Source organism: Alkaliphilus metalliredigens QYMF, from assembly GCF_000016985.1.
Lineage (GTDB): Bacteria > Bacillota > Clostridia > Peptostreptococcales > Natronincolaceae > Alkaliphilus_A > Alkaliphilus_A metalliredigens.
The window spans coordinates 278,478-301,726 of sequence record NC_009633.1 but is presented as its reverse complement, the minus strand read 5'-3'; the positions used below and the strand labels follow the sequence as shown (position 1 = coordinate 301,726).

Genomic DNA, 23,249 nt, shown 5'->3' with positions numbered 1-23,249 from the left:
TTAACCCTCCAATTATTTTATCATTTTCCCTGTGGTTCCCGGCTGATAGGCCGCAGCATTTCCTTCATCATGATCAATATGCATACTTAACCCGTATTTTTCATTGACCCTCACCAGGACATCCTCCAAAACAATAGGCCGCTTACTTTCAATCCTCACCTTCACGTGCTCTCCATCCTTTACATGAAAGACTTCAGCATCCTTAGGTGTCATATGAATGTGTCGTTTGGCAATCATGACCCCTCCCTCTAAATTGATGGCCTTATGTCCCGTCGCAATAATAATTCCCGCTGTATCCTGTAAATCTCCCGACTCCCTAAGGGGCGGTTTGATTCCCAGGGCTCTCGCATCAGTATAGGATATTTCCACTTGGGTTTCATCTCGACTAGGTCCTAAAATAGCAACATTTCCAATGGACCCCTTAGGTCCAATTAATGTAACTCGTTTATCATATTGGAATTGCCCGGGCTGGGACAATTCTTTTATTATACTCAATTGATCTTCGCTTCCAAATAGCAACGAAATGTGTTCTTTGCTCAAATGGATGTGTCTAGCAGAAACTTCCACTGGAACTTCCATTGGGACTGATTGAGCCTCTTCAAATGTCTTAATAACCTGCTCTACAATTTGCTTAATCTGTTCTTCCTTCATGGCTAGCTTCTACACCTCCTACTTGTAGTACCCACCTTGCCAGCGGCACATCATAATATACAAACAGCTACTGAGTCGATTCAGTGCTTGAATCATATCGACTCTTTTTATATCTCCATTGGCTCCAGTAAAGGCTTTGACCCCCACTATCTCCACTTCTCTAGCAGCACTTCTCAATGAATTTAATTTTATCAATACTGTTCCCATAGAATAATCTGGAAGAAAATGATTGACATCAAAAAACTGCTCTGGATTGTGGGACATTTTTCTTAACTCCGCCTCCCCTAATCCCAATATTTCACATTGGTTAAAGGGCTCCTCTAGCACTTCGGCTCTTAAAATACTTCTAACAAATGTGAGTACTTCGGATAAATCTGCTAGAAGCTTTTTCTCCTTGCGATTATTTAAAATTACCTGCACCTCTAAAATCTGAGCCTGAAAACTGTCTAGCTTCCCTCTGAGTACAATTCTAGGATGATCCTTATTGACTAGAAAATTTCCATGTAGCTGCGTCATATGCTCAGGCTTACTTTCAAAAAATCCTCCACTAAAATAACATTTGTATTTAGGAAGGACCTGTTGTTTTTGTTTTTGATTTACTTCCTTTGGGTCTGTTGATACCACCTCTTGTTTTTCTAGATCCTGTTCTTCTTCTACGATTAGCTCTATTCTCTTTTCCTTTAAATATTGCTTCGCTGAAGGCGTTACTAATATCCCCGAATTGATCGAATAGGTTTTTGGAAACTTGTTTTTGAACTCCATTCGAAGACTGGTTTCTGTCAAAACCTTCATAGGATCCCTCCCTTTTATCAATTAAAACCTCCCAGATCAAGCATTGATCCAGGAGGAGCTTATCTTTATTCTTTGATTTGCGGAAGAATCGTTTCCACTTCACCATGAGGTCTTGGAATCACGTGTACAGACATTAGTTCTCCCACTCTCTCTGCAGCTGCGGCTCCAGCATCTGTTGCCGCTTTAACTGCACCAACATCTCCTCTTACCATTACTGTGACTAAACCACCACCAACATGTTCTTTACCTAATAATGTTACATTTGCAGCCTTCACCATTGCATCTGCTGCCTCAATTGCACCTACTAATCCTTTTGTTTCAATCATTCCTAACGCGTTTGAAATTGCCATTTAAAATTCCTCCTCTAAGTTAGTTATATTTTATTTTTTAAACTTTCCATTACTAATTGGGTAATTACTTCAATATCTATACTACTTAATTCTTTTGAATCTTGGGTTTCTCTTTCTCTACAATCGTCTATTCCATAGGCCATTCTTCGGATATTGATCAAGTTCATCGGTCCCACATTATCTGATGTAGCACTTCCACCAATAGCTCCACAGCCTAAGGTAAAGGATGGTGCTAGGTTCGTGCTAAGCCCAATGGCACCTTGGGTTGATGGGGTGTTGACTAGGATTCTAGAAACTGGCTTTTTAAGAGCAAACTCCCTAATAATGGATTCATCCTGAGAATGAATGGCCAGGGTATGTCCTAGGCCCCCATTTTCTAATAGGGCGTAGCAAAGCTCACAGCCTTTCTGCCAATCTTCCACTGTATAGAACCCTAAAAGGGCAGTCAGCTTTTCCTTAGAAAAAGGAACATTCTTCCCAACATTTTGTTCTTCACAGAGAAGTATTTTTGTCTCCTTTGGAATTTCAATTCCTGCAATTGTTGCAATATCTTGGGCAGACCTTCCTACAATTTTAGGATTCATTCCCCCTGTGACAGTCTCCATGATTGCGGTTACCTTTTCCAGCTGCTCTCCAACTAGAAAGTACCCACCTTGGCGTTTTACTTCTTCCTTCACCTTTTCACTAATGCATCTTTCTGTGACAATGGCTTGCTCCGATGCACATACAGTTCCATTGTCAAAGGTCTTACTGGAAAATATTTTCCCTATTGCTTCTTTTATATCAGCACTTCTTTCAATAAATACAGGAACATTACCAGGTCCAACTCCTAGGGCTGGTGTTCCAGAGCTATAGGCAGCCTTCACCATGGCCGAACCTCCAGTGGCTAAAATCAAATCCACACCACTATGCTTCATCAGCTCGCTAGTTCCCTCCATGCTTGGCAGGGTCATGCAATGGAGTAAACCATCTGGTGCTCCCGCCTCTACAGCAGCTTTATTTAAAATCTCTACTGTCTTCAAAATACTTTTCAATCCACTTGGATGTGGACTGAAAATAATGGCATTACCAGATTTTAAAGCAATAAGTGCTTTATAGATGACAGTGGAAGTTGGATTCGTAGAGGGAATCAATGCTGCAATCGTCCCCACCGGTGTTCCAATTTCAACAATCTTCTTTTCAGCGTCCTCATGTATCACACCAATGGTTTTCATGTTTTGAATATGATTATATACACCTTCACTGGCAATTTCATTTTTTGTTTTCTTGTCCTGCCATTTTCCAAACCCTGTTTCCTCAGAGGCAAATTTCCCAAGAAATTCTGCTTGGCTATAGGCAGCTTGCTTCATCCCATAGACGATTTCATCAATGGCCTCTTGGCTGAACTTAGAGAATTCCGTCTGAGCCTTATTGGCTTTTGACACCATGTCTCTTACCTCTTGTATGGATAACAAATCCTTATCTTGTAATTGCAATTATTCTACCTCCATTCTAAAATGACTTAATAGAGCGGCTACCAACTCTGATTTATTAGCAAATTTGATGGTTTTTGCTTCCATGGAAAAACCATCTAATCCCCTAGCCATCTTTCTCAGCTCTACTACCTTCATTCTATTGAGATCTTTTTTAGACCTTATTTTGATCTCTTTTCCATTATGGTGATTCCCTGGATTTTCACTCTTGTTTTGTATTTCTACTTCCTCTAATTTCTGAGATGGCGCTTCCTCCAGCTCCTGAGTGGCTTCCTTTTCCTCCAACTCCTGAGATTCCTCATCTAGGCTGATGGAGACAGGTCCCTCTACTGGCTGTTTATTTTTTCCCTCATGGCTTTGTAGTAAAGACTTCAACCCGATATCAGGCCTCGGGATCACATGCTGGGAAATCACACGGCCTATGGTTTCTGCCGCTATGTTTCCAGCTTCAATAGCCGCTTGAACAGCTGCCACATCTCCCTCCACCATCATGGTCACCAGCCCACCACCAGTGATTTGAAAGTCCTTCAATGTCACATTTGCTGTCTTCAAGGCAGCGTCCAGTGCTACAATTGACGGAGTGTAGCCGTAGGTTTCTAAAAGTCCCAATGCGTTGTTACTCATAATAAACTCAACTCACTTTAATATTTTGTAGGATTATCCGCCACAAACTTAACAGCTTCAGCAAAAGCATCGCATGCAGCTTTACATGCAGATTGGCTTCCAGTCAATAATCCCCCACCAAAATTGGTTTCAGAAGGAGGTCCATAGAAACATACCATTTCAACATCCGCTGCTTTCATGGCAGCATCTAGGGCATATATTGCTTCCATGGGAGGAGCGATCACATAGGCTATGGCTTCACCCTCTTTGATTCCTGCAACCTCGGATAAATAAGATCCTGTTCTAGAGATACAATGGGCATAATAGGCAATGGAATCATCCTCATTTGCACTATAAAAGCAAGCATTATTTTCAGCAAAATCGATTACAGCATCCAATCCACTTCTTACTTCAGCGGGATTCGGTCCAGAGATGATGCCAATGACCTCTCCTGCCAACTTGGTATTGGCATTGGCCGCCCCCCCATAAAAGGACTTTGCATAAGCCACTTTAATATCTGCTTTTTTCGTGGCTTCATCCAGAGCTGTATAAAGCACATCGTCACTATCAGCTGTAAGGATTCCAATACTCCTATGTCCCGGCTCTAGCTTTAGTTCCTTTATCATATCAGGACTTGCATTGGAAATGATTTTTGCACTCAGGACCGAGGCACGTAATGCATCATTTTTCATCTTATTCACTCCATTCTTTAGACTTATAGCTTGAGATCTAATCCACTTGCTTTTTGGTTTATCATTTCCTTGACAATTTGTGCAATATGGGCACCTGCTTCAGTGGCTGGTGTGCCTCCCCTATGAATATTGGATATCACTGTTCTTCTGGACTCAGGCATCCCTACAGTTCCACCATAGGTCATATAACAGCTCATGCTTTCTCCCGTAGCCAACCCTGGTCTTTCACCAATTAACACCACGGTTGCTCCAGCATCAAGGGTTTCTGAGATCACATCCATGGCTGGTACCCTACCATGTTTCACAAAAAATGGGGTTCCTACCTTGAGTCCCTCATTCTCTAATCCTTGCATAATAGAAGGTAGAATATCCTTAATATTGGCCTCAATGGCTGTGGAGCTCAAACCATCAGAAACGTAAATTTGTACTTGTGGACTTTTCACACACTTTTCCTTAATCATTTCAATGGTTTCTTGACTAAATTTTCTGCCTAAATCAGGTCTTGTCATATATTCATCCTTATTACGGCATAGGGTGTTCACTGAAAACAATCCCACTTCTTCTAAAAGTTCTTCAGAAACATAGGTGAAAACGGCGTCCATGGCAACCGCATGATCTGCCCGAAACCGCAACAATGTCTCTGTAGAATTACGAGACCCGGTTCTCCAAATACCAACCCTGGCAGGAGTCTGTTCCTTAAGTCCTAAATAGACTTCCTTATTTTCTGGATTGGGTACTGCAAAATAATCCTGCATCTTAATTTCAGTTAAATCCTTTAGGTTCTTATCCTCTATACATATTTCTGGTTGTTCCTTTCCATCTGTTTCTTGGGTATACTTGTCTTCAGTAGTCTGCTTTTGACCTATGGTCATTTGTTCAACTATCTGCTGAACCATTTCTTTAACTGCTTGTTCTGAAATCAATCGAAGGCCTCCTTTTTCTTTTTATTTATTTACTAAAAAAAATAGATGCATCTCCTGCTCGCTTTGATAACCTGCCATTTTCAGAGATTCCCATTTTTTCTAACCACTTCTGAAATTCAGGAATTGGTGTTAGATTCAATAGCTCTCTTAAGGTAGCGGCATCATGGAAGCTTGAGCTTTGATAGTTAAGCATAATGTCATCTCCTGCGGGTGTTCCGATCAAGAAATTACATCCAGCGCTGGCTAATAGGACACTTAAGTTTTCAATGTCATTTTGATCAGCCTTCATATGGTTGGTATAACATACATCTACCCCCATTGGAATCCCCGACAGCTTACCCATAAAGTGATCCTCCAGCCCTGCACGCATCACTTGTTTGCTATTGTACAAATACTCAGGCCCAATAAATCCAACAACTGTATTCACCAAGAAGGGACTGTGTTTTTTAGCCAACCCGTAGCATCTAGCTTCTAGTGTGACTTGGTCTACTCCCATGTGGGCATCTGAAGAAAGCTCAGAGCCTTGACCTGTTTCAAAGTACATCACATTAGGCCCCGTAGAGGTTCCTTCTTTTAGTACAAGCTCTCGAGCTTCAGATAAAAGACTGTCATTTAAACCAAAGGCTTCATTACCTTTTTCAGTTCCTGCTATACTTTGGAAGATCATATCCGAAGGTGCTCCCTGTCTAATGGCTTCCATCTGTGTTGTGATATGAGCCAGCACACAGGTTTGGGTTGGAATTTGCCATTTTTGCTTGACTTCTTCAAACAAATTCAATACATTTTTAACACTGTTAACCGTGTCATTTACGGGGTTCAATCCCAATACTGCATCTCCTACCCCATAGCTTAATCCCTCATAAAGAGATACCTTGATTCCTTCTATGTTGTCGGTTGTATGATTAGGCTGAAGTCTATAGGCCAATGTCCCTGATTCTCCAATGGTTGTATTGCAATGGGCCGTCACAATGATTTTTTTAGCACCATATACCAAGTCTAAATTGGACATCAATTTAGTTACCGCTGCCACCATTTCACTGGTGAGCCCCCTACCTATCCTTTTGATGTCACTACCGGTGGTTTCATTGCTTAAAATCCATTCCCTAAGCTCAGAAACCGTCCAGTTTTGAATCTCCTTATAAATCTTTTCATTGACACCGTCTTGGATAACTCTGGTCACCTCATCTGTTTCGTAAGGAACAGCGGGATTGTTTCTGATGTCCTTTAGTGTGATATTACTCAATACTTCCTTGGCTGCTACCATTTCTGTAACAGATTCAGCTGCCAGACCCGCCAGTTTATCCCCTGACCTTTCCTCATTGGCTTTAGCCATCACTTCATTTAAACTTTTAAACTGATAAACCGTACCAAATAACTTTGATTTTAGTATCATATCGTATCTCCCTTCTATACTAATAATTAAACACCAAGGTTTTGACAATAACAGGCACTACCTTCCCATTGGCCAAAGGCTTCCCAATGTCAATGTAATCCCCATTGTCAACTTTAATCGAATCAATGCAGATCACATCCCTTTTCCCAGCTAGGTGAGCATGGATTCCTTGCCCTAATATTTTTCCCATGTCCTGTTCCACCACAATGATCAGTGGTTGCTTTTCCCCTAGCTTATTTTCCATCCCTTTTATAATGGCCTTTGCCAATCCTTGTATCTCTTTAAAGCTTGGATTCTTCAACCCCCTCATGGCTAAGGCCACCAGCTGTTGTCCATTTTCCAGACGAAACCAATCTAGCTTTTCAGCGATACGATGACTTAGTTGATCATAGACCAGCTCTTCATCCTCCTGATTTAACCTTAAAATGGGGATGTTTTTCATAGGTAAAATCGATGCTTCAATGGTAATGGTACTGCCACTGATCTCTGTTGTATGGGTTCCTGCACCAACAACTGTTGCCCCAATGGTTTCACTGGCTTGAATCACCTTAGCAGTTTCTAACCAAGGGGAAGATGCAATGGATTTACCAAGAACAATACCGATGTCACCATATTTAAAGGGGGGAGCAATCTCTTTGTTAAAGATGCAATCTGCCACGCCCCCGGAAAAGGAAATACAATCAATTTCTCCCTGCCGCTTTAGGGAGGTTCCCGTTAGCATCTTCTGTAGAAGAGTTGTTTCAGGGATCAGCCCTATGCTCTCGGCTAAAACCTCCCCCATTCTTCTACTGATTCGTTCTACTTCCTCTACTGACAATTTGTTGCCTACTTCAACATCGATGCCTATCTCTTTGGCTAAAACTTTAATTTTACCAGAAGCATAGCTTACTTTCAGTTGATCATTGGCAAACTTAATCAGTCTACCTCCAATATCAAGACAAGCAGTGTCAATTACTTCTCCATTTTTGAAAATAGCGATATTAGTTGTGCCGCCACCAACATCCAGGTTGGCAACAGTACATCCTTTCTCCTTAGAGAACTTTCCTGCCCCAGCCCCCTTACCCGCAATAATGCTTTCCAGATCTGGTCCTGCAGTGGCAACAACAAAGTCACCGGCCAGCCCACTAAGGGTGCTGAGGATTTCATTGGCATTTTCCTTCCGGGCAGTTTCTCCAGTGATAATAACCGCCCCTGTATCTATTTTTTCAAAGGAAATATTTGCTTTTTTATATTCTAATTCAATAATCCTTCTAATGGCATCTCCATCAATTCTTGTATCCGATAGCAAGGGAGTAAAATGTATGTCACTTCTGTAAACGACCTCTTTGTCAATGATTTGTATTTTCGGAATCGCCATCATTGAAGCGGTGTTTTCAATGGTCAGTTTACTAAATACTAATTGAGTTGTTGAGGTACCAATATCAATCCCTACACTAAAAACCTCTTCCGTCAAAAGTTTCCCCTCCTTTCTTCTGCAAAGACAATGGGGCCAAGGATCTATGTATTTTCATAGATCCTTGGCCCCATTGCCTTGAACAAACACACCATTGTGCTTGATTTTATTTATTTTTGAAATTAAACCGTATTTCCGTTCCCTGATTAGAAGAATTCATTTGCAGATTACCATAAAGTCGTTCTCTAACAATACTCTTGACAATGCTTAATCCTAGACTTTTTGTTTTAACCTTCTCCGCATCAAACCCCAGGCCACTATCCACAACAGTCACATCAGTGTAGATATCACTTTTTCGAATATGAATTCTTATCTTTCCCTCTTGCCTTCCTTTGAATCCGTGTTCTAGTGCATTTTGCAAAAGCTCATTCACAACTAGGGCAATGGATGTCGCCTTATCTGAGTTAACAATGATATGATCTCCTTCTATGGAAATACTGATCATTTTATCTGGAGATATGACATAATCCATGGTACTTTCCTTTATTCTCTCTAGTATGGTTCGTAAATCAACATCATCTACACCCCTTTGGGCTAACAACTCATGGGTGATGGCAATACTTAAAATCCGACTAATACTTTCATTGAAGGCTTGCTTTGCTTTGACCTCATGGATCCGCCGTGACTGTAATCTCAACAAACTGGCAATGGTCTGTAGATTATTCTTAACACGATGATGTATTTCACTAATGACAACTGATTTCGAAACCAATTCCATTTCTTTTTCCTTTACCTCTGTGACATCATTGATGATCATAATGAATCCAATCACTTCATTCTCATCTTCCATGGCTACATATTTCACTCGTAGTGACAGTTTTCCTACTTTGACTTCCACTACATTAACCAAGTCTTTATGAATGACGCCAGAGAAAGTCATCCCACCCAAAGTTAAGTTGTTAAAGGATAATCCAACAATTTCATCTTGATATCCCAGCTTCTTATAAAGCTGATGAGCCTCCGGATTACAATACGTCGCAATGCCATTACGATTGAACATAATAATCGCTTCATTAACATGATGAATAATTGTGCTTTCAGCACCCTTCAGGGTACTCACTGTTTCCGTTAGTTTTTCCGCTGTTTGCAATAAGTTTTCCATCTCTTTGTCCCTCTTAATGTCCTTTGTAATATCCTGCTCTATAATCAAAACGCCTATCATCTGGTCTTCTTTATTTCTTATAGGCTCTACACTTTGTCTAACCGTTTTGTTTTCCTGGGTCAACGCCTTTAAATCCCGAGAAGCAAGACCAGTCTCTAACGTGCGCAATGCAGCGGGTTCGTTCTCTCCCAGAGCAAATTTGCCAACTACTGAATGCTGGTACATGGATTCTTTTTGACTTTGCTTAGCTTCTGCCACAACAATAGCTGTATTGGGTATATTCGTTAGACAATCGATAAACACATCAGCTCTAATGGCACTAGAAATAAGTGGCAACATCTGCTTTGCATTTTCTAAAATAAGAATATCTGAGTCGGATAATTGCGTATAGGTCTTACAAAGCTCCTGTAACATCCATTCACCCCTTAGTACCTTCTTATTGATTCATCGTAATGATTTTTGCTATTTCACCCATAGAACATCTTTTGGACATACTCAGTTTTCTTATCTGGTTGTAGGCTTCTTCTTCTGAAAGCATTTCTTTTTTCATCAGAATTCCCTTGGCCCTCTCAATTTGCTTTCTATCCTCTAATTGAACCTGTGCTTTTTTGACTTGGCTTTTCATCTCATTAAATTCTTTGCTTTTAGATACCGCAACCTCCAAGGTCGGGAGTAGGTTCTTCTCATTAATTGGTTTCACAACATAACCCATGGCACCTGCTTTTTTAGCCTCTTCTACAAATTCTCTTCCGCTATAGGCCGTTACCAATACAACACATGCTGCTAGTTCATCTTGGTTAATCACCTCAGCGGCCTTCAATCCATTTAGTAGAGGCATCTTAACATCCATTAATACCAAATCTGGTTTATGTTTTTTGCACAACTCAATTGCATCAAATCCATCCGAAGCTTCGCCTACAATGTCATATCCTTCCTCAAGTAGCATTTCTACTATGTCCATTCTAGTAATAGGTTCGTCATCGGCTATTACCACTCGACCTTTCATAGCGCCTTCCTCCTTTGATACTCACATAATCTCCATTGATTATTTCACTCATCTATTACCATTATACAGTTAATTTAAGCTGAATAGGGTATTTTCCTGTTACTTCAGTCTACTTCTTCCATATAAACTCTAAGCTCCTCTAACCCTTCTCCAGTAACAGCACTTATTCTAAAAATTTGCTGAGCTCCTGCAGCATATAAGTCGCTTTCCACATTGCCACTATCATGCTCTAGATCTATTTTAGTGATAATGCCTATAACAGGTTTGTTAAAAAAGTTTCCAAAACCAGGGGGAAAAATGCAATTGGGTTCATCAATGGCTTGTAGGATGCCTATGACATCACAATCAGCGGAAGCACTGATAATTGCATAGTAAAACCTTCTGTTTTCAATATATTCTCCAGGCGTATCTAATACCCTGTCAGAAAATTCCATTGCTTGGGTCTTCTTATAAATCAGTTCTTGTTGGTTGAGTCTCTGGCTGAGGGAGGTTTTTCCACTACCCGTTCTACCTACTAAAATAACTTTCTTCATCCAGCTTCCTCCTAGGATCGAGTTAATTCTGCCGGAGTAAATTGCAGTGTGTTGGTCAAACTCTCTATCACCCCAAGCAAAGCCGATTCTACACTAGCAACATCTCCTGTGATGACCAAAGAACCACTAAAACGGTCTAAGAAACCGATTTCAACGCTGGCGGACTTAGTCGCCACATCAGCAGCAATAATGGCAGCTTCACCAGGAGTTATGGTCAAAATTCCGATGGCATTGTATTCATCTTCTATTAGTCCAAGTTTTTTATAAATGCTGTGTTGAGGATGCGCAATTAAATGAGCTAATGTAACTTGTTTTCCTGGTACATACTCTTGAACCATCCTTTGTTTTTCTTCTGTGGCCATTCAATCACTCCTTTACAATCTTGATTCAAAAACATAAAAAAGCTTGCAAGGAAAAAATATTTTCCTTCCTGCAAGCTTCATCGCTTTTTAATCATTGCACGCCATTGTGCAATTGTTTGAAATTATTAATTATTTAAATCATACCATAGTCTCATTAATAGGACAAGTTTATTTTAGAAAATTTCCTCTTCATTTTTTATCTATCTCTTCAATCTATAGCGGGTTTCTTTTCAACAACATATATATTGTGATAAACATATCATAATATATGTTCATTGGCAACCACCCTCATATAAGCTCCAGTAGTCTCTTACCCCTTTCTGTTGACATCCTTGGTGCTCTGTGTTACATTGCTGGAGTGTTTTATCCTTACTCTTTATAGTAATGTAACATCCCTATTTATGTGGCTCTCTACTGTCAGTACAAGTGTCAATAGAACCGCCTACTATTATTTGGCTATTCAGATTTCTATGATGCTCCCAGCGTCAATAGGGTATTTTAAAAAAGGTTTTTGGTAAATAAAACACACAATATTTTCAAGGGGGGAAAGTATATGTCTACAAAAATGAAAAAGAAAAGCATTGCCATATCTATTATTTCCTATGTGATACCAGTTGTTTTAGTGATTCTTGTCAGTATCTCTTCTATCGGATACATATTTTCTAAGAACATCATCGTCACTCAACTAGATAACATAATGGAAACCAAGCTAACAGAAACAGTCCGGTCAATTGAAAACACATTGTTCACACAAAAGGCAATCACAAAGAGCATGGCCAAAACCATAGAGTCCAATTTTGATAATATGACAATGGCGGATTATGATGACCTTCTGATCAATTATATCTCTATGTATGATGAAACTTTTGGTATGGGGATCTGGTTCGAACCCTATGCATTTCAGGACCTTGAACAGTATGCTCCCTATGGCTACAGAGATGGCCCTCACATCGTGGCAGATGACAGTTATACATCTGGTGACCTTAACATTTGGACAACGGAATGGTATGAAGTAGGGAAAACAAATCGAGACGGCGGCTGGACAGAATCTTATTTCGACCCAGCAACAGAAGTTGCTATGGTTACCATATCCTATCCTATCTATGATCCCTCCCATAACCTTTTAGGTGTGGTTACTGCAGATATAGACATATCTAGCATTCAAAACACGATATCCACCTTAGATATCGATTATGACGGCAGTGCAATACTGATAGAAGAAAGTGGTATTTACTTAGGCGGTGTCCAAGAACATCAGCTCATAACAGATAGTTTGAAGAATCATGACAATCCATCTTTAGTAGAAGCATCTGAAGGTATGTTTGTAAACCAATACGGCAAAGGTCAGTACATAGAAAATTCCGACAACCACCTCTTTTATTATGAAACGATCCCAGAAACAGGTTGGAAAATAGGTATACAAGTAAACGAATCTACTTTATTTGAAGATTTAAATAGTTTATTACTTATTTTTGTTATGACAAGCATTGTATCTATCATCCTTGTGATCATTTTAATCGCAATCTTTGCCAATAATATACGTAAAGTAACTAAGAGATATAGTGATGTTGCTCAAAATGTCTCTAATGGAAATTTAAAAAATGTTTTTCATGAAAAAGAATTAACTAGAAAAGATGAATTAGGTGATATCGGAAGATCGTTAAATGAAATGCAAAACAAATTAAAAGAAGTGGTAGAGAGTTTTAAGCTAAATGCCACCAACATAGATGAGCATGCTCAAAATCTATCGGCTTTTTCTGAGGAAATGAGCACCACTTCCGAAGGTGTTTCTCTAGCAATAGAAGATGTGGCAGAAGGAGCTTCAAATCAATTTCAAAAGCTCAAAGATGTCGGCAATGTTATCAATAGATTTGGAAATGATGTAGATTTCATGAGTCAATCCATAGATGATGTAGAGCATTCTGCTGAAGACATAAAAAATATGGCCAATACTAGTAACGAAGAAATGAATAAAATGACAGCATCTTTTGAAAAGCTTGATTCAACATTCAAAGATCTTATCAATTGCGTAAGATCGGTACAATCTAATATAAACCAAGTCAATGAAGTCACATCACTCATCAATTCCATCTCCAACCAAACAAACTTATTATCTTTAAATGCAGCCATAGAAGCTGCTAGAGCAGGTGAAGCTGGAAGAGGGTTTGCTGTTGTTGCTGATGAGATTAGAAAACTGGCGGAACAGAGTACACAATCATCGGAAGAGATAGACAAAATAATCAGTGATATTGCTATAGATACAGAAAAAATGGTTGCTTCTACCGAAGAGGTTAACATAGAAGTATCCTCTCAGAGAAACCACATAGACACAACAATCAATTCCTTTAAAAACATTATCCAATTAGTAGAAAATATCACCCCCAAAGTAGCATTAACCAAAGAAATCTCCGAAAGAATTAATCAGGATAAGAATTTAGTACTTGGAGAAATAGAGGCAACAGGTGGGATTTCTGAAAATGTTGCCGCTTCAGCAGAAGAGATAGCAGCTTCAGCAGAAGAAATGACAGCCTCCGCACAGGAAGTATCTGCTTCCTCCACAGATCTTAGTGGAATGACAAATGAAATGAGAGAAAATATCAAGTTTTTCAAAATCTAGAAAGGAAACCTCAAAATAAACCTCCGAAATCTAACATCCCAGAGGCATTGCTAGACTTGGATACAGGGCAAGCTTCAATAAGAATAGAGAGCAATTCATCTGTTTATATGAAACTTTTAGACAATTTTATAAATAAAGTCCCCAATCATATAATAATAACTTATAATAACAGTAATGGTGCACTTTATGATGCTCTATGGATTGACAATAAAACAAAGAAGGTAGGTAGATAATATGAAAAAAAACAAAGTAATGATTGTTGATGATTCATCATTTTTAAGAAATATTATATCTGATATTTTACAGCAATCAGGTTTTGAAATTGTGGGACAAGCTGGTTCAAAGGAAGAAGCATTAGAAGTCTATGATAAAACAAATCCAGATATAGTCACAATGGATATCGCTATGCCAGGAGCAGATGGGTTTGAGTGCGTTAAGGCATTATTTGAGAAAAATCAAGATTTAAAAATTATCATGATTAGCTCTATGCAGGATGAAGAACTACTCACCAAGGCAGAAAAAATGAAAATTTCTGGATTCATACAAAAACCTTTTGAAGAAGAAGATTTAATTTCAGTAGTTAAAGGGATTATGGAAGCCGAGGAAAATTATGAATTTTTGAAATCCATTTCTACAGAAGCATTTAAAGATGCATTCAACAATGGCATAACAAGATTAACGAAAAAAATTCCTACTGCTTTTAGAGAAGAAGAAGAATTAAATCAGTATCATTCAAAGGGAGTGACCACTTTAGTAGGAGTAATAGGTGTTTATTCTGGAAGAATGATCGTAGATATGTCCTATGATACTGCTGACAAAATCGCTGCAGAAATGTTACGACGACAAACAAAGGATAAAGAAGAAGTGCTCAATACCATTTCTGAATTTGCTAATATTATTTGTGGAAATGTCTGCTCGAATATCAATAAAACAAAAGGACTCTTTGGGTTAAGAGTGGCCCCTCCGATCATTTTTTATGGTGAGGATTTACATTCATCCACCCCTAATATTCATTCAAAATCACTATGGGTGACTACAGACTTCGGAGAAGTGTGGCTAAATATAGGTTTTAAGAGAAGTGAGGGGTTAATATGGAAGTAAAATACATCAATCCTTTTGTTCAGTCATTTATTAATATCATGTCTCAAATCGGTTTTGAGGATCCTAAAAAAATAGGAGCATCTGTAAAAACATCTAATTTAAATGGTTCAGGTATCATGGTCATTGTGGGTATTATGGGAGCAATTAAAGGCAATGTTATCTATGGAATTGATGAAGATTCAGCAAAAAAAATAGTTTCTACTATGATGGGGGGAGTGGAGGTAACAGAACTAGATGATATGGCTCAAAGTGCGATTTCAGAACTGGCAAATATGTTGACTGCCCATAGTGGTATTGTTTTTTCTCAATCTGAAATCAATATAGATATTTCAACACCAACACTGATGCATGGTAGTGATTTTCAAGTAAAGGCTTCTACAGAAAAGGTGCTCTGCGTTAGAATGTCCGCAGGAGAAATCCAAATGGATATTAATATCGCACTACATTAGTTAAGTACTTCTTATTTGAATTATTTAAAACTCAACTTTCGTAGTTAAAATATTGTTTTATATCCTAGAAATAAACATATTTGTTCAGGCTCAGGTTTGCCTTTTCATATTGACATAAAGTTTTTCGAAATCTAGAGCACCAAAGAGAGCACCGTCCTTAGTCATAAATTCATTCTAAGGAGGTGCTCTCTTTAACACCAGTTTACAAGTTTGATTAAGCTACCCAATCCTTATTGAGGAAGCCCTGAACAGATTCTTTAATTGTAGAATAAATTTTAGCACTTTCGAAGCTCAGTACGAAACTGTCAAATATTAATTCTTTTGTAATTTGAACGCCTACAGTTCTTTTGATCAATTGTGGACTTTTGAATTGATACTTTTCGTATCTTTTGTCCATGAAGGGTAACAAACACGCAAAAGTATATGCTACAAACAATAGATTAACATATCTTTCGATTGCGGCCTTGTTTCTCACCATATAGTTACCGAAGGACCAAAAAAATTTATGCTGGTAAAACATCACTTCGATGTTCCATCTCATTCGATAAGTGGTCAGTGTTTTACTGGTGCATTCATCTTCATTTTGATCATTCAATGCTCCTTTGGTATTTAGGGCGGTATTTATAGTTTTAATTTCATCAGGATTGATGCTGCTAATAAAAACTCTTATGGATGAGAACGGTTTAATATCTGTAGTGGTTACTGTAACGTAAATAGGTTTTTCAAATAAATTAGCCATTACTTTTTTCTCAGCAACATAGTATTTACCTATCTTAGTATAGGAAAATTCTCTAGTATTTAGTTTTCTACCTCTTTTCTTAGGTCTACCTCTTTTCCTAGGTCTCCCTCTTTTCCCAGTAGGGGCTGGAGGAAGATCATATATGGCAGTATCATGACGTACTGCCCCTATGATTTTTAGATTATCAAATTCTTTTACAGTATCTAGGATAGATCCTTTACTATACCAGCTATCACACAATAAAATCACTTGAAACATTTCAAGTTGAGGCATGATACATTTAATTATTTGTGATGCCATTTCAAGTTTGTTCTGCTCCTTTGAATATAGGCGATAGCCTATTGGTATACTTAAGTACTTCGCTTTATCTTGGTAATATAAAGGAATATTCAACACCACAGATACAAAGCAATGACCATTAAGATATTTGGTTCCATTCTTTTTTGTATGGTCAAAATGTTTAGCATAACAATCAAATTTAGCACCGTATTTTGCTTGAAGAGTATCATCAATTGTTATAAATAAGGTGTTCTGTCTTAATTTTTCTGGTATCAAGGATAAAGCGATAGAAACTGTGATAGTGGTTAGGGCTTCTATTTGTATAGATCTTACTTCTTCTGTGCAGAGGATTCCCATAATGAGCCAGTAGAAAATATCAAAGCTCCGCTTCTTGAAAACTGATCTATACTGCATTAAATATTGGTGTAATGTTTGTTTCATTGAATTACTGGAAATACTAATCATATCAGGCGCCTCCTAGGGGTTTTGATTTATGCTAAGATTAGTATTCCTAGGACTAAGGCGTCTGATTTTGTTATTTTATGGAATTATTTTTGAATCACTACATTACTTGTAAAGTGGTGTTATGTTTTTAGTATCCTGAGTGCATATTTTTTTAGAAATATACCTACCTTTAAGTCAAAAGTTTATAAGCTTTTGAATTTCTTTGCTATCCTTTATTTCTAGACCTTTTTCTCCTGCTAGAATAAGTTAAGTGATTGGTTTTTCTGGTTTTACCAAGGCACATTATTTTATTTTTCTTATTATTACTTCTTCATGCTTATTTACTTCCTCTTCAATCCTATCTAATTTCTCAGAGTTTTGTTTATATCCATCAAATAATACATCTAGTTTTTTCCCATGGCTATCTTCCATATTTAATACTGTTTTTTCAACTTTATCCATTCTAAATTCAACACTACTCATCCTAGATTCAACACTATCTAACTTAGTATTAACTTTTTTGAATCCTTCTTGCATTTCACTATACATCTTTTCCATTAATTGAAATAATTTATCATCCATCTCACTCAACCTCCGCATTGTATTCTTATTGAATACATTATATCACTAAAACTAACTTTCTAAAATAATAAAAGCCCTTTAAGGAATTGTTCCTTTAAAAGGACTTTCTAACTAAAGCTCATTAGCAAGATAAGTTGTACCGCCAATCATGAGGGTTAATAAGTTAAGGGTGCACTGCCTGGCACCTCTGCCTTCATACCGCTCCGTCTTTTGCAAACAGGAGGCTTGGATAGTCCGGCTCTATTAGAACTTTTCCTTCATTAAATGGTTGTTCTACATACGTTGAAATATTCGCAGGATCACGTTCATGGTTGCCTCGTACAAAGAAGAAAGTAATAGGCCAGACTTCCAGATCTTCCTTTAAAAGTGCATCCCGCTCATTTTCATAATAGTTGACTCCAGCATCGCCAAGCACAATCATTAAGTCATCTTTTGTTGTTTTGGATAAGTTGGTGTCAGGCACCGTTGGTTCTTGGAAAACCGAAGTAGTAATCATCAACAATACTCTCAAGCTTTACAATGAAATGCCAGTCATCACCAAAGTCATAGGCATATCTGATTTCCTTATACTTCTCAAGATAATCATCCACTTTAAGTCCTGTGGGTTTACGCACCTCTCTTTTCAGCCTTTCCTGATGTGGTTCCTCAAACTGAAGCATTTCAGGTGGCATTGGTTGTAACCGTTCTTCGTACATCGCCTTGTTTTTCTTATAGTGCTGATGCTCCAGGTAAATTTCTTCATCATTGGTGATGATCTTATTTTCATCAGTCAAATCAAATTCAAATAAGTGATACCCTGAACTTGGGTACCCACTCTGAAAGTTGGTCACGTTCTGGATGATATCATGAAGCCTATTGAATGTAGCCCCTGCTGGCATCACAACTCTTCGCCATATTAATGGATTCGATTCTTCTAGTTCAATTCTAATAATGTATGATTTCATTCTAGAGTAACCTCCTATGGTTATCGGTTATCACCGCTGGTTTTAACTGGATGTTTGTTCAAATGAACAACAGCTCCTGGTTTGGCTCTACTAAGAAGAGTTATAGATGGATACAAATTCATTATCTGCTTGATAAAATACAATATAACTTCCTGATACTAAATATCTAAAATCCGTTTGCACATTAACTGCAGCCGTAGGATTTTCCAGTTCTTTCGTTATATAATCTCTAATCTCGATTAAATCTTCAGTTACCATGGGGTTTAGTCTGAGTTTATGCATTGAATCATACCCCCAGCTTTTCTTTCACCCGGTCTTCTGTCATCCAATCATCATCAGTTTTAATTCGGTTTTCCGCTTCCACAAGTTGGTATCAGACACCGCTGGTTCGACAATGTTCTGATCCTAGGGTTTCATATCACTTTCTACACACTATGGAAAACTATTTGCCAAAATTTCTCTAAAAACACTTGCCAGTTACATAAGTACCTGGCACCCTGGGTTCCTACCGACATATTTTTTTCTATCGACAAATTATGACACTAAATTTAGTAGTTTTGTAATATGATGATATTGTTATTTCTATATTCTTAGCTATCTATAGATATATGCTTTTGTAAAAGTATACATCTTTAAATGGCAAACGTTTATGTATAGAAAACTTATATTTTAACTTAAGAAAGGGTGATTTGTTTGTCTAATTTACAATCAAAACTAGGTGATGGTTTCTCAAAGCTTCAGGGAGGACTTGAGCAGGGTAAAACAAGACTTCAAACTGTTCAAGAAATCAATAAGCTAAAGAAAATGGTGGAGGATACTACCGAGAAAAAGTCGAAGCTACTTTTAGACTTAGGCCAGCTTACTCATCTCTGGATAAGAGAGGGTAAACTTCAGGATTCTAGTTTTACTGAAATCTCTAATGCACTTACAGAAGTTGACCAAGTTATTTTTACCACCTTTAAAAAAATTAATGAATTATCTGCTAATCAGGAAGAGGAAAATCTTTGTGAATGTGGTGCTCTTATTACACCTAACGACAAATTCTGTGGAGAGTGTGGTCTAAAGCTAGAGGAGGAAGCGACAAAAGAAGATATAGAAATGATTCATTGTTCTGTTTGTCAAGAGGTTATTATCAGCAGTTGTAACTTCTGTGGATGCTGCGGTTCAAAATTAACAGCTTAGTGAAAGGAGGGAGATTCATTGTATTGTAAAAAATGCGGATATGCTAATCCAAAAGAAGCTTTATATTGTTTAAATGATGGTTTTGCTTTACAGCACTTAAAGGGAGGCTATCACTATGCCAGCGCCAGCTCTAGGTTTTGTAATTCCTGTGGTGCAGAAAATGAGAAGCATCTTATTTATTGTAGTACTTGTGGTAATTCTTTGCTTAAAGTAAAAAAGACTTCCTTTGATGTAGAAGGATTAGTTGCTGCAACATCTACTGTTAAAAATATATCTACAAAAAATATTGCTTCAATAACTAATAAGCTAGAAATGAATCACTTTAAAAATGCACTGCCGGGATCTTTAGTGACTATAGGTATTCTCTGTATTATTGCTCTTATCATCGGATCTGTTATCTCAGAAGAAATTAATATGCTTTATGCTGAGCCTCTTTTGTATGAATTGGGTTTAGGTAACCAAATCAATAATTTTCAATTAATTAGTGGAATCGATATTATATTATTAGTAAATTTAATAGGTACGAATCTTACTTTAATGACTAACTATGGTCGTGAGGCCTTTTCTGGAAGCTTATCTTTAAGCTATGGATTTTATAGCTTTTTACTTCTCCCCTTTTTAGTCCTCGTAATAGGTGGTTATATTACAGGTGTAAAAAATCCTAATACCTCTATAAAAGAGAGAGCTTTTCTTTCCTTAGCAACCGGTGGTATATATGCAGGCTTTTTATTACTGGTTTCTCTTATATCTAGAACTTCGACCGAAATCCCTTTGTTCTACGAACCCGATGCCTTTGTTAGATTCACTCTAAGCTATTCCTTCCTAAGCAGTATCTTAAACGGTATTGTCTTCGGTGCATTATTTAGCTTTATTGGATTACTAATACAGGCAGGTTCATTAAAAGCTATTAGTGCTATGGTAACCGCTAGATTATATGGTGAGTCTATTTATCAAGGTATAGTCACTGGCTTAAAGGGTATTATTATCAGCACTGTTATCGTATTTTTATTCTTATTGAATAACGCAGGGTTCTCATCGGATAGTACAGGAGCTGCCTTGTTTGGAGAAATGTTTCTACTATTTATTATTGTGCCGCAGATGGGTGCATATCTATGGAATATGCTAAATCTAGCCTCCTTCACCTTCAGCATTCAAAGATTTAATGATGTTGAAAGCTATAGTGCCTCTATTCTTTCCGGCACTGAGGAGTTAAGGCATCTACTTAGTTATATCGATAACTTTGATGTTTATTTCTATTTAGCTCTATTGATACCTATTGCTCTATTTCTCTGGGCAGGCAAGCAAATCAAGACTTCATCCTCTGGAAACCTTATCCATGAAATTTTAGTTTTTAGTGGAGTATTTAGTATATTTAGTAGCTTTTTGGTTTTTATCACTAATTTTAAAATCAGCGGTTCTGGCCAATTATTTAGCCTTGACTTCATAGGACGTATGAGCGCCAGCATAGGATTTAACAGTATTGCTGTGCTGTTTAGCAGTTTTATTCTTTCCTTTGCTATTGCTTATCTATCAACCATGATTTTTAGTAACCGAAGTAATTAGTTAGAAAAAAGTTTATATCCTTAAGGAGGAACATCCCATGAAGTTTTGTAAAGAATGTGGCGAAAAATTAACAGATGAAAATAAAGACTGCCCTAAATGTGGTACTGTGGTGCTTAGCGATCCTACTAAGCCCGCTACTACTAAAGGGATAACCAATGTAAATTTTTTAGAGAATCTAAGTAAAAAGCATAAGGTAATCATTATATCCGTGCTAGCTGTTTTCATCTTTGCTTTTATTGGCATTCGAATAGGCAACTCCATAGCTACACCAGAGCGTTTTGTAGATAGTTTTCAGCAGGCCCTAATTGATAATGATATGGATCAGCTTAGTAAGTATATTGTATCTAGTGATCCTAGATTAAAGGTTGATGAAGGAAGCATTGAGGCATTTTTAGCCCATATTAATAACAACCCGTCCTTTTTAGGAGAGTTAACCAACTCCTTAAATCAACAAACTGAAGCATTAGAAGGTGGACATGATAGTACCAAAGAGGTCTTTGGGGATGCTAAGGATAATGAACACATATTGACCCTTAGAAAGCAGGGAAAAAACATGCTTTTCTTTGATCGATATGTGGTAGAGCCTATGGCTTATTATATTACCCTATATACCAATTATCCTGATACCAAGCTATACATTAATGGTGAAGAAATAGATATCACCCATAGAATGGATTTTGCCAGAGAATATGGTCCCTTTATGCCGGGAGTTTATACCCTTAAGGCTGTTCTGGAGGGAGAGTTCGTAGATTTAGAAGTAGAAGAGGAACTAATCATTTTTGATATCTATCATAACCATGTTAGTGTAAATCTACATTTATATGGATCCCATGTAAATCCTACCTCTAACTATAATGATACGAGGGTTTTTGCCAATGGTATAGATACAGGTTTAACAGTAAGTGATATTAGTGAGTTTGGTCCGGTATCCACAGATGGCTCTGTAGTACTTCATGGAGTGAAGGAATTTCCTTGGGGAACTATAGAAAGTGATGAGGTGAAGTTAACTGGGCAGTCTAGCGCACATCTTGCTATTCCTGCTGTTAATGATGAGCTAAATGAACAGCTTATGGAAGCAATGAATAGTTATTATCTAACCTCCATCGCTGCTTTAATGGAATTGGATGCTTCTCTTTTAAAAAATACCACGCCAAATAATGTCGCTACTATAGAAAGTGATATAGACCATTATACCGAATATGGTCATGATTATCATATGGAATTAAAAGAGATTTTATATGATTTAAGTAGTGTTTCTCTGTTTCAAGAAGATGGGCAATATAAGGCCCATATAAGCGCAAGACAATATCTTCAGTATACTGATTACTCTTATTTTGATGAAAATGGGGAACATGCTATTACAAACCCCGATTATGATAGTCAACATATATTAGTTTATGATAAAGATGCTGGGGAATGGCAATACAAAGATAGTCACGGCTTATGGAGTATTAATACCCATACTATAAAGTCATTTGAATTCTAGAGTTAAAGAAAAAAGAGACGGTTCTATTAGAGGTCGTCTCTTCTATTTCTTCATCCGTATAGCTAGGTAGATCATGTCATATATTTTCATCATTCAGTATATACTTATTAACATATTTTAAAATATATAGTACAATGTCCCTCATAAAAGAACATGTCTATCTAATGTATTAGCAAATTGTTAGGCACCGATGGTTCACTCACTATTTGTATTTTAAACGCCCCCACTTATAAACCACCCCTACTCCTGCCATAAAGGTGATTAAGGATAACACCCCGAATTCACTGAGAAAGAGCATTCTAGCGGACCCTAAAATCAGTCCTGAAAAAAAGAATAAAATTTGAGACTGATACTTTGAAAAAAGCGTCTTTAGAACCTTGGCTAGGATAATCAATACAGCACTTCCAGAAACCCTTGGAATCATCATGGTACTACTGGCAATAAACCCAGCTAAAAGGGTTTGACCAGGGGATAAACTGCCTCCCTCTAGTAACGTAGGCATCCCCAGTAGACTAAAGGATACCATTCCCC

The 23,249-nt window shown here is 37.7% G+C and carries 25 protein-coding genes; 6 read left to right on the top strand and 19 right to left on the bottom strand.

What is annotated here, in order from left to right:
- Nucleotides 1-12: 12 nt before the first annotated feature.
- From pduL to eutS, 13 genes are all read right to left on the bottom strand, one after another.
- Nucleotides 13-651, bottom strand: a complete 639-nt coding sequence (gene pduL, locus AMET_RS01365; RefSeq protein WP_011971404.1) for a phosphate propanoyltransferase — start codon at nucleotides 649-651, stop codon at nucleotides 13-15.
- Between the two features lie 18 nt (nucleotides 652-669).
- On the bottom strand, nucleotides 670-1,443 hold the full coding sequence (locus AMET_RS01360) for a cobalamin adenosyltransferase (protein WP_011971403.1): 774 nt from the start codon (nucleotides 1,441-1,443) through the stop codon (nucleotides 670-672).
- A gap of 65 nt (nucleotides 1,444-1,508) precedes the next feature.
- Complete coding sequence (gene eutM, locus AMET_RS01355) at nucleotides 1,509-1,793, bottom strand: ethanolamine utilization microcompartment protein EutM (protein WP_011971402.1); 285 nt, start codon at nucleotides 1,791-1,793, stop codon at nucleotides 1,509-1,511.
- A 23-nt stretch (nucleotides 1,794-1,816) separates the two neighbouring features.
- Nucleotides 1,817-3,268, bottom strand: coding sequence for an acetaldehyde dehydrogenase (acetylating) (locus tag AMET_RS01350; RefSeq protein WP_011971401.1), 1,452 nt, complete (start codon nucleotides 3,266-3,268; stop codon nucleotides 1,817-1,819).
- Nucleotides 3,269-3,889 (bottom strand): BMC domain-containing protein, encoded by a 621-nt coding sequence (locus tag AMET_RS26780; protein ID WP_011971400.1) that lies wholly within the window; start codon nucleotides 3,887-3,889, stop codon nucleotides 3,269-3,271.
- Between the two features lie 17 nt (nucleotides 3,890-3,906).
- Nucleotides 3,907-4,560: an ethanolamine utilization microcompartment protein EutL gene (eutL, locus tag AMET_RS01340; RefSeq protein ID WP_011971399.1), complete on the bottom strand. Its 654-nt coding sequence runs from the start codon at nucleotides 4,558-4,560 to the stop codon at nucleotides 3,907-3,909.
- 23 nt (nucleotides 4,561-4,583) lie between these two features.
- Nucleotides 4,584-5,483, bottom strand: a complete 900-nt coding sequence (eutC, locus tag AMET_RS01335; RefSeq protein ID WP_011971398.1) for an ethanolamine ammonia-lyase subunit EutC — start codon at nucleotides 5,481-5,483, stop codon at nucleotides 4,584-4,586.
- Nucleotides 5,484-5,508: 25 nt separating this feature from the next.
- Nucleotides 5,509-6,876, bottom strand: a complete 1,368-nt coding sequence (locus AMET_RS01330; protein ID WP_011971397.1) for an ethanolamine ammonia-lyase subunit EutB — start codon at nucleotides 6,874-6,876, stop codon at nucleotides 5,509-5,511.
- A 19-nt stretch (nucleotides 6,877-6,895) separates the two neighbouring features.
- Nucleotides 6,896-8,329 carry an ethanolamine ammonia-lyase reactivating factor EutA gene (gene eutA / locus AMET_RS01325; protein ID WP_011971396.1) on the bottom strand — a complete coding sequence of 478 codons (1,434 nt, stop codon included), beginning with the start codon at nucleotides 8,327-8,329 and terminating at the stop codon, nucleotides 6,896-6,898.
- Between the two features lie 106 nt (nucleotides 8,330-8,435).
- Nucleotides 8,436-9,845 (bottom strand): sensor histidine kinase, encoded by a 1,410-nt coding sequence (locus AMET_RS01320; protein WP_011971395.1) that lies wholly within the window; start codon nucleotides 9,843-9,845, stop codon nucleotides 8,436-8,438.
- A 22-nt stretch (nucleotides 9,846-9,867) separates the two neighbouring features.
- Nucleotides 9,868-10,437: an ANTAR domain-containing response regulator gene (locus tag AMET_RS01315; protein WP_011971394.1), complete on the bottom strand. Its 570-nt coding sequence runs from the start codon at nucleotides 10,435-10,437 to the stop codon at nucleotides 9,868-9,870.
- Between the two features lie 104 nt (nucleotides 10,438-10,541).
- Nucleotides 10,542-10,970, bottom strand: coding sequence for a EutP/PduV family microcompartment system protein (locus AMET_RS01310; RefSeq protein ID WP_011971393.1), 429 nt, complete (start codon nucleotides 10,968-10,970; stop codon nucleotides 10,542-10,544).
- Between the two features lie 11 nt (nucleotides 10,971-10,981).
- On the bottom strand, nucleotides 10,982-11,332 hold the full coding sequence (gene eutS / locus AMET_RS01305; RefSeq protein ID WP_011971392.1) for an ethanolamine utilization microcompartment protein EutS: 351 nt from the start codon (nucleotides 11,330-11,332) through the stop codon (nucleotides 10,982-10,984).
- 553 nt (nucleotides 11,333-11,885) lie between these two features.
- On the opposite strand from eutS, the gene AMET_RS01300 reads away from it, so the two are divergent.
- The 3 genes from AMET_RS01300 to AMET_RS01290 all read left to right on the top strand — a co-directional run bounded on the left by AMET_RS01300 (nucleotide 11,886) and on the right by AMET_RS01290 (nucleotide 15,499).
- The gene (locus AMET_RS01300; RefSeq protein ID WP_011971391.1) at nucleotides 11,886-13,949 is read left to right on the top strand and encodes a methyl-accepting chemotaxis protein; all 2,064 of its coding nucleotides are present in this window, start codon (nucleotides 11,886-11,888) and stop codon (nucleotides 13,947-13,949) included.
- A 234-nt stretch (nucleotides 13,950-14,183) separates the two neighbouring features.
- A complete protein-coding gene (locus tag AMET_RS01295; protein ID WP_011971390.1) occupies nucleotides 14,184-15,050 on the top strand; it encodes a response regulator in 867 nt (288 codons plus the stop codon).
- The gene (locus tag AMET_RS01290) at nucleotides 15,041-15,499 is read left to right on the top strand and encodes a chemotaxis protein CheX (RefSeq protein WP_011971389.1); all 459 of its coding nucleotides are present in this window, start codon (nucleotides 15,041-15,043) and stop codon (nucleotides 15,497-15,499) included. Before AMET_RS01295 ends, AMET_RS01290 begins: the two co-directional genes overlap by 10 nt.
- A gap of 214 nt (nucleotides 15,500-15,713) precedes the next feature.
- On the opposite strand, the gene AMET_RS01285 is transcribed toward AMET_RS01290, so the two are convergent.
- The 5 genes from AMET_RS01285 to AMET_RS01265 form a co-directional block, all read right to left on the bottom strand.
- On the bottom strand, nucleotides 15,714-16,958 hold the full coding sequence (locus tag AMET_RS01285) for an IS701 family transposase (RefSeq protein WP_242661369.1): 1,245 nt from the start codon (nucleotides 16,956-16,958) through the stop codon (nucleotides 15,714-15,716).
- A gap of 306 nt (nucleotides 16,959-17,264) precedes the next feature.
- A complete protein-coding gene (locus AMET_RS01280; RefSeq protein WP_011971387.1) occupies nucleotides 17,265-17,543 on the bottom strand; it encodes a hypothetical protein in 279 nt (92 codons plus the stop codon).
- A gap of 193 nt (nucleotides 17,544-17,736) precedes the next feature.
- Nucleotides 17,737-18,045: a metallophosphoesterase gene (locus AMET_RS25455; RefSeq protein WP_157047124.1), complete on the bottom strand. Its 309-nt coding sequence runs from the start codon at nucleotides 18,043-18,045 to the stop codon at nucleotides 17,737-17,739.
- On the bottom strand, nucleotides 17,999-18,487 hold the full coding sequence (locus tag AMET_RS01270; protein WP_011971385.1) for a plasmid pRiA4b ORF-3 family protein: 489 nt from the start codon (nucleotides 18,485-18,487) through the stop codon (nucleotides 17,999-18,001). Before AMET_RS01270 ends, AMET_RS25455 begins: the two co-directional genes overlap by 47 nt.
- Before the next feature lie 90 nt (nucleotides 18,488-18,577).
- Nucleotides 18,578-18,769, bottom strand: coding sequence for a type II toxin-antitoxin system RelE/ParE family toxin (locus AMET_RS01265; protein ID WP_011971384.1), 192 nt, complete (start codon nucleotides 18,767-18,769; stop codon nucleotides 18,578-18,580).
- A 411-nt stretch (nucleotides 18,770-19,180) separates the two neighbouring features.
- On the opposite strand from AMET_RS01265, the gene AMET_RS01260 reads away from it, so the two are divergent.
- From AMET_RS01260 to AMET_RS01250, 3 genes are read left to right on the top strand one after another with little or no spacing between them, the layout of a single operon-like run.
- Complete coding sequence (locus tag AMET_RS01260) at nucleotides 19,181-19,669, top strand: zinc ribbon domain-containing protein (protein WP_011971383.1); 489 nt, start codon at nucleotides 19,181-19,183, stop codon at nucleotides 19,667-19,669.
- Between the two features lie 18 nt (nucleotides 19,670-19,687).
- Entirely contained in the window at nucleotides 19,688-21,232 is a 1,545-nt protein-coding gene (locus AMET_RS01255; protein ID WP_011971382.1) for a zinc ribbon domain-containing protein, read from the top strand.
- Between the two features lie 37 nt (nucleotides 21,233-21,269).
- Entirely contained in the window at nucleotides 21,270-22,718 is a 1,449-nt protein-coding gene (locus AMET_RS01250; RefSeq protein WP_011971381.1) for a zinc ribbon domain-containing protein, read from the top strand.
- Between the two features lie 202 nt (nucleotides 22,719-22,920).
- Here the strand turns inward: AMET_RS01250 and AMET_RS01245 are convergent, their stop codons facing one another.
- Nucleotides 22,921-23,244 (bottom strand): hypothetical protein, encoded by a 324-nt coding sequence (locus AMET_RS01245; protein WP_011971380.1) that lies wholly within the window; start codon nucleotides 23,242-23,244, stop codon nucleotides 22,921-22,923.
- Nucleotides 23,245-23,249 lie beyond the last annotated feature (5 nt).

Bases quoted from the DNA above. Each gene is read 5' to 3' on its own strand.
- AMET_RS01270 (WP_011971385.1), bottom strand. From the start codon at position 18,487: ATGAAATCATACATTATTAGAATTGAACTAGAAGAATCGAATCCATTA.
- AMET_RS01360 (WP_011971403.1), bottom strand. From the start codon at position 1,443: ATGAAGGTTTTGACAGAAACCAGTCTTCGAATGGAGTTCAAAAACAAG.
- AMET_RS01320 (WP_011971395.1), bottom strand. From the start codon at position 9,845: ATGTTACAGGAGCTTTGTAAGACCTATACGCAATTATCCGACTCAGAT.
- AMET_RS26780 (WP_011971400.1), bottom strand. From the start codon at position 3,889: ATGAGTAACAACGCATTGGGACTTTTAGAAACCTACGGCTACACTCCG.
- AMET_RS01245 (WP_011971380.1), bottom strand. From the start codon at position 23,244: ATGGTATCCTTTAGTCTACTGGGGATGCCTACGTTACTAGAGGGAGGC.
- AMET_RS01295 (WP_011971390.1), top strand. From the start codon at position 14,184: ATGAAAAAAAACAAAGTAATGATTGTTGATGATTCATCATTTTTAAGA.
- AMET_RS01285 (WP_242661369.1), bottom strand. From the start codon at position 16,958: ATGAAACAAACATTACACCAATATTTAATGCAGTATAGATCAGTTTTC.
- AMET_RS01330 (WP_011971397.1), bottom strand. From the start codon at position 6,876: ATGATACTAAAATCAAAGTTATTTGGTACGGTTTATCAGTTTAAAAGT.
- eutL (WP_011971399.1), bottom strand. From the start codon at position 4,560: ATGAAAAATGATGCATTACGTGCCTCGGTCCTGAGTGCAAAAATCATT.
- AMET_RS01310 (WP_011971393.1), bottom strand. From the start codon at position 10,970: ATGAAGAAAGTTATTTTAGTAGGTAGAACGGGTAGTGGAAAAACCTCC.
- eutS (WP_011971392.1), bottom strand. From the start codon at position 11,332: ATGGCCACAGAAGAAAAACAAAGGATGGTTCAAGAGTATGTACCAGGA.
- AMET_RS01300 (WP_011971391.1), top strand. From the start codon at position 11,886: ATGTCTACAAAAATGAAAAAGAAAAGCATTGCCATATCTATTATTTCC.
- AMET_RS01250 (WP_011971381.1), top strand. From the start codon at position 21,270: ATGAAGTTTTGTAAAGAATGTGGCGAAAAATTAACAGATGAAAATAAA.
- AMET_RS01265 (WP_011971384.1), bottom strand. From the start codon at position 18,769: ATGCATAAACTCAGACTAAACCCCATGGTAACTGAAGATTTAATCGAG.
- AMET_RS01315 (WP_011971394.1), bottom strand. From the start codon at position 10,437: ATGAAAGGTCGAGTGGTAATAGCCGATGACGAACCTATTACTAGAATG.
- pduL (WP_011971404.1), bottom strand. From the start codon at position 651: ATGAAGGAAGAACAGATTAAGCAAATTGTAGAGCAGGTTATTAAGACA.
- eutM (WP_011971402.1), bottom strand. From the start codon at position 1,793: ATGGCAATTTCAAACGCGTTAGGAATGATTGAAACAAAAGGATTAGTA.
- AMET_RS01290 (WP_011971389.1), top strand. From the start codon at position 15,041: ATGGAAGTAAAATACATCAATCCTTTTGTTCAGTCATTTATTAATATC.
- AMET_RS01280 (WP_011971387.1), bottom strand. From the start codon at position 17,543: ATGGATGATAAATTATTTCAATTAATGGAAAAGATGTATAGTGAAATG.